Source organism: Methanosaeta sp. UBA458, assembly GCF_002496085.1.
In the GTDB taxonomy this organism is placed as follows: domain Archaea; phylum Halobacteriota; class Methanosarcinia; order Methanotrichales; family Methanotrichaceae; genus Methanothrix; species Methanothrix soehngenii.
Genome location: NZ_DAIK01000158.1, coordinates 1 through 5,043 on the forward strand (window position 1 = coordinate 1; position 5,043 = coordinate 5,043).

The 5,043-nt window shown below is 52.4% G+C and carries 7 protein-coding genes; 2 read left to right on the top strand and 5 right to left on the bottom strand.

Features of this window, described 5'->3' with window-relative positions:
* The coding region (locus BP822_RS11605) for an Rqc2 family fibronectin-binding protein (protein ID WP_286878336.1) at positions 1-1,042 on the bottom strand (1,042 nt) is incomplete at its 3' end.
* 74 nt (positions 1,043-1,116) lie between these two features.
* Here BP822_RS11605 and BP822_RS11610 point away from each other — a divergent pair.
* Positions 1,117-1,659 carry a Mut7-C RNAse domain-containing protein gene (locus BP822_RS11610; RefSeq protein ID WP_286878337.1) on the top strand — a complete coding sequence of 181 codons (543 nt, stop codon included), beginning with the start codon at positions 1,117-1,119 and terminating at the stop codon, positions 1,657-1,659.
* A gap of 87 nt (positions 1,660-1,746) precedes the next feature.
* On the opposite strand, the gene BP822_RS11615 is transcribed toward BP822_RS11610, so the two are convergent.
* Complete coding sequence (locus tag BP822_RS11615; RefSeq protein WP_286878338.1) at positions 1,747-2,427, bottom strand: transglutaminase domain-containing protein; 681 nt, start codon at positions 2,425-2,427, stop codon at positions 1,747-1,749.
* Between the two features lie 175 nt (positions 2,428-2,602).
* On the opposite strand from BP822_RS11615, the gene BP822_RS11620 reads away from it, so the two are divergent.
* Positions 2,603-3,067, top strand: coding sequence for a nucleoside deaminase (locus BP822_RS11620; protein ID WP_286878339.1), 465 nt, complete (start codon positions 2,603-2,605; stop codon positions 3,065-3,067).
* A gap of 63 nt (positions 3,068-3,130) precedes the next feature.
* Here the strand turns inward: BP822_RS11620 and BP822_RS11625 are convergent, their stop codons facing one another.
* The 3 genes from BP822_RS11625 to BP822_RS11635 all read right to left on the bottom strand — a co-directional run bounded on the left by BP822_RS11625 (position 3,131) and on the right by BP822_RS11635 (position 5,003).
* Positions 3,131-3,718, bottom strand: a complete 588-nt coding sequence (locus BP822_RS11625) for a hypothetical protein (RefSeq protein WP_286878340.1) — start codon at positions 3,716-3,718, stop codon at positions 3,131-3,133.
* 235 nt (positions 3,719-3,953) lie between these two features.
* The gene (locus BP822_RS11630; RefSeq protein ID WP_286878341.1) at positions 3,954-4,268 is read right to left on the bottom strand and encodes an Lrp/AsnC ligand binding domain-containing protein; all 315 of its coding nucleotides are present in this window, start codon (positions 4,266-4,268) and stop codon (positions 3,954-3,956) included.
* 183 nt (positions 4,269-4,451) lie between these two features.
* Complete coding sequence (locus BP822_RS11635; protein ID WP_013718252.1) at positions 4,452-5,003, bottom strand: hypothetical protein; 552 nt, start codon at positions 5,001-5,003, stop codon at positions 4,452-4,454.
* Between the last annotated feature and the right edge of the window lie 40 nt (positions 5,004-5,043).

Consider the following 5,043-nt stretch of genomic DNA (forward strand, 5'->3'; position numbering starts at 1 on the left):
TGATCCTCTCCCAGATCTGGTTGTAGGAGAAGCCCCGTGCCCGGGCATCGTTCATCAAGGTGAGGATCTGCTCGACGCTGCCGTAAAGCTGGTAGATCAGCTCGCCCTTCCGCACCAGTTCCGCCTCCTGGGACCGAAATTCCTCAATGGCTTTGCGCTGCAGCTCTATCCTGTGCTCCAAAGGATCCTGCCGGGTCGTCTCTTTCTCCCTTTCCACAAAGAAGGCATCCAGAGCTTCGCTGAAGGTGACAAACCTTTTTTTCTCCAGACCGGAATAGAGCTTCAGAGGGCGGGGCAGAACATCTATTGGGGCTCCATCCTCGATGACGATATGGGGATCGAGGGTTTCATTCAGGAACACTTCGCTTAATGCCTGATGCACACGGTCGATCTCTCCAGGGTCCAGGTCGATGGCCTCCTTGTTCTTGTCCACTCCGGCCACCAGGCAGACCTCCTCGCCGTATGTCCCGCCCATGTTCAGACCGCGCACCAGAGATCTCACCAGGTCTTGGCCGCTGGAGGCCAGCCAGAGGGCCAGCTCATCCCGGGCTATGGTCCTTGGATCGAGCTGACCGGGATGGTAGAGGTAGGGCTCCCCGGCGGCCATCTTCCTTCCCCGGTAGAGCATCTTTCTGAGCATGCTGAGGATGTTTCTGGATTCATCGAGCAGGATCATGCTCCCCTTGGGAAAGAGCTCAACGATCAGGTAGCGAGGAGTTCCGCTTCGCTCCACCTTGATCTCCAGCAGCCGGTCGAACTCGTGCTGCCTGATATCGACGATCCGGCCTCCGGAGAGGTGGCTTCTGAGCATGGTGGGAAACTGAGGAGGGGTCTTGCTGGCCGGGCGCTCAGCCTTAGTGATATGGACCCTTCTGCCCGCCTCTAAGAGAAGGTCGAGCCGGCCCTCGGCCGGGGACTGAACCGAGAGCCAGATCCGGTCTGAGGATTGCTGATAGGCCTTGCCCATGAACCCCCCCCCGATCCGATCCTGAAGCTCTTTGACCATCGCCGCCACGTCCACATTGCTCATCGCCTTCTTCATGAATGGGAGGATCTAGATCAATCGATAAATAGTTGCGGATCGAGATGGGTGGATCGTGGAAGAGAGACCGCCGGATGAGACGCCGTCTGAAGAGAGGACCGGAAGTGATGCTGGGTGAAGATGAGCCGCCGGCAGAGAGGCCTCAAAAGAGAAGCTTTCTGGTCGACCTCATGCTCCTCCGCCTGGCAAGGTGGCTGCGCCTTTTGGGCCAGGATGTGGCCAATCCCGAGAGCGACAGCGATAAGGCACTCCTTGGCCAGGCAAAAAGGGAGAATAGGATCCTCGTCACCAGAGATAAGAGGCTCTTTTCATCCTGCTCAGCTGCCGGGGTGGAGGGCATTCTCATCCGCTCGTCCCGGATCTGTGAACAGATCCTGGAGATGGCCGAAAAGGGGATCGCTCTGAGGATAGATCCCCAAAGGTGCACCCTGTGCAACAGCTCCCTTAAGGAAGCTGAAGGGCGTGATTGGGAGATCTGGATCTGCTCCAATTGCCAGAGGCTATACTGGAGGGGTAGCCACTGGAAGAATATGGAAAAGATGCTGGAAGCTCTTCGACTTCGGAAGCATGAAAGAGAAGTCGATAAAGAAGAATGCAAGGGAGAACATAAATCATAATACAAAAATTATATGCATATATTTACCAGATGCGGAAAATAGACATTATAGGGCAAACTGGATGTGCGGCATATGTTATTATCATTATCACTCTGATGGCACTGGTTGCTGAGGTTTGACTCGAATCTTCAGATAATCCGTGAATTCGTTTTTCATCCGGGTCATCGACCAGAGATGAGAGGAGTTCAGGCAGAACTGTGGCTGGTATTGATACTGATTTCCAGGCAGGGTGAATGGATCAGCAGGCGTGAAGCTGGGAGGCGCTGATTCCAGCGTCGTCTCCAACAGACACCATTGTCCAGACTCGCACTGGTAGACCACCCAGGCATGCCCGTAGGAACCAGCCTGAGAGGCCACCCGGCCCAAAACCACCCGCACGCACTGCTCTGAGATCCCGCTAGCCAGGAGAAGAGAAGCTAAGAGAAAAGAGGTATCCTCGCAGTCCCCTTTTCCGAGCATCAGCGTCTCCTCGGGAAAGAGCCAGAGGTCTTCCAGTCCAAAGCTGCTCTTGTCGGTGACGTAGTCTATTGACCTGGTCACGTAGTCCCAGCTCCGCCAGGCTCTCATGTCGAATGTCCCTGCCTCGCGGGAGGCAGGAAGGGCCATCTCCTCCAGGGCTCTGGCTATTACCTTGCTATGGGTGTGAGATAGCCAGTCCCGGACGTCAGTGGGAATCAGTATGCCCGAGCTGCCGATTACCACTCTCTTATCATAAACGATCGTGTCCCTGACGATCTCCTCCCCTGCCCAGTTACATCCTGTGATCATGATACCCCCAATCCCATCTATGTTAATAATTTTAGTTCACTATATTTAAAATTATCGAAATTGACTGTTTTTGGATATCGATGCTTGCTAAGATAAATTCATTACATATATTTAATAAAAATTCTATGAGATGAGCAAAGCTTGATCAATCTTGCCATCCAATTTGATATTCAACATGGATATCTTCATGCAGGCGGCGCTGGATGAGGCCCGCAAGGGCTCCAGAGAAGGTGGGATTCCCATAGGAGCGGTCCTAGTTGAGGAGGGACGGATCATAGGAAGAGGAAGGAACAGACGAGTGCAGCAAAGAGATCAGATGATGCATGCTGAGATCGACTGCCTGCGCAATGCCCGGCTGACCGGCGGCTATCACAATGCAGTGCTATATACAACCCTCATGCCCTGCTACATGTGCGCCGGGGCAGTGGTCTACTTCGGGATCAAGAAGGTAGTGGTTGGCGAGGCCAGGAGCGCTCCCGCAGCCAGGGACTTCATGCAGGCTCATGGGATAGAGGTGGTGGACCTAGACTGGGCTGAGTGCTGGATGCTGATGGAGGAGTACATAAGCATGAACCGGAAGCAGTGGGATGAGGTTTTGTCGGAGCTGAACCCGGATCTGCTGATCCAGCAGGAAAAATGAAATAAGAGAGAATTGAGAAAGGGAGGCTTTGTGCCGCCCATTGCACTTGTTTTGCCAAAATATTCAGTCAGCCTTCTCCAGATATGCCGCTGCTTCCTCGCTTTGTGTGGCATTATATTGCAGGTAAAGGGAATCATAGCCAGCTTTCTGGAAGGCAAACTGCCAGGTACCAGGTATGCCGCTGATGATGGCGACCCCGGTGGAGTTCGTTGTCCCTGAAAATTCATTTCCATCTCCGTCCTGCCCCGTGATCTGAACATCAGGGAGAATTGGGCCATCCAGACTTCCTTCAAGGACATATACTGCAAGGGCAACCTGTTCAGCGCAAGAGCTCTTTTCAAGGTATGCGGCAGTCTCCTCATTCTCGGTGGCATCATATTGCAGGTTAAGGTCGTCATAGCCATCCTTCTGGAAGGAAAACTGCCAGGTACCTGGAGTCCCGCTGATAACCGCTGCGCCGTCGCTGTCCGTCACTCCAGCAAACTCATTTCCAGTCCCATCCGATCCGGTAATGAGAACTTCGGAAAGAAGAGGACCATCAAGGGCCTCCTCATGAACGTTTATGGTGAGACTTATCTGTTCCTGGCATGAAGCCGACAGGGCCATGCTGCTCAATATCAATAATGCTGTCAGATAATATGCTATCTTCATATCGATTTCTCCTTTCAATTTTCGATCTGCAAATTTTATGAATTGGTATCCACCATCAGGTGAGCAAAGCTGATCCGAGTTCGGAGGATCTTTACGAGCATCCCCATACTGGGACCTCGAAGTGAAACGGCGGCGACGCACCCCGCTGCAAGCAGACGGGGCATCCGAGGCGTCGCCGCATAAAGATAGTACTACTCGGATCTGATCAAATCCCTAAGTTGGACACGGATGCCCTTTATCCCCGATGCAAGCATCGGGGTATTGCGGTAAAAAAATAATCAAGAGATGATTCGTCGATCGGAGCTAACTGCTTTGATGCATCCCTATCTGTGATGAGAACATGGCAGATATTGGTCGCGTCAGGTATACTCCTTACCCTGCCAATCAATCCCTGCAGAGCAGCAACGCTTTTTGCCTGCATTACTACGAAGAACTGGTACTCGCCCAAGATGAGATAGGCTTCTTTTACCCCGCTGACCTTCCTGAGGTCCAGATAAGCCTCGTCCTCATGCCCGCGAACTACCTTTACCATCGCGAAACCAATAACCATTGTGAAACCCCCACCGCTTTAATCAAACTCCGAAATCATTGGAATTCAGTTTATCTTTGCTCCGTTCACCTTTTGTCATTTAACTCCAAAAAGCGGGCCAGGAATTCTGACTCCTGGCCGATCTGATACTCGCTTTTTGAAATTCACCTCGCCATGATCCCTTTGAATGATGGTTTTCCTGCTCTACCTCGGAGCTGCAATATCATTCATAGGACCCATATTCTGGCCCATGCGGGGATTCTGATCGAACGGATTCCGCTTGCCATCCATCATCGACTTGGGAACGATCTTATCGCTCTGTGGATTCTCCGAGTTCTGGCCGCGAGGACCTTCCCTACAATCCGTCATGACCTCAGGACCGATCTTATCATCCTGGCCTGCCTGTGGATTCTTGCAGAACTGATTGGGCTGCTTGCCGTCCATCATGGACTTGGGTGCGCCTCCTTTATTCCGATTCATCCGGCAATCCTGGCATGGATCTTCCCCGCACGAATCTTGCCTGCCATCCATCATCGGCTTGGGGGCAAAGTTACCCTCATAATTATCTGCCATGGCGTTCGTTCGACCCTGCTGCTGGAGATCCGGTGCCTTTTCGCTCATCAGGGACTTCTGACAGGGGGATTCCATCTGCTTTGCACATTCCTTTAGAGCAATTCCATTATCCTGCATTGAAAGGGCTGGGACGATGGAAATACATGCGACCAACAATGCCGCAAATAGTCTAACATATCTCATTCACTATACCTCCACTCAAGATCAACGTCAGCCCTCAGGC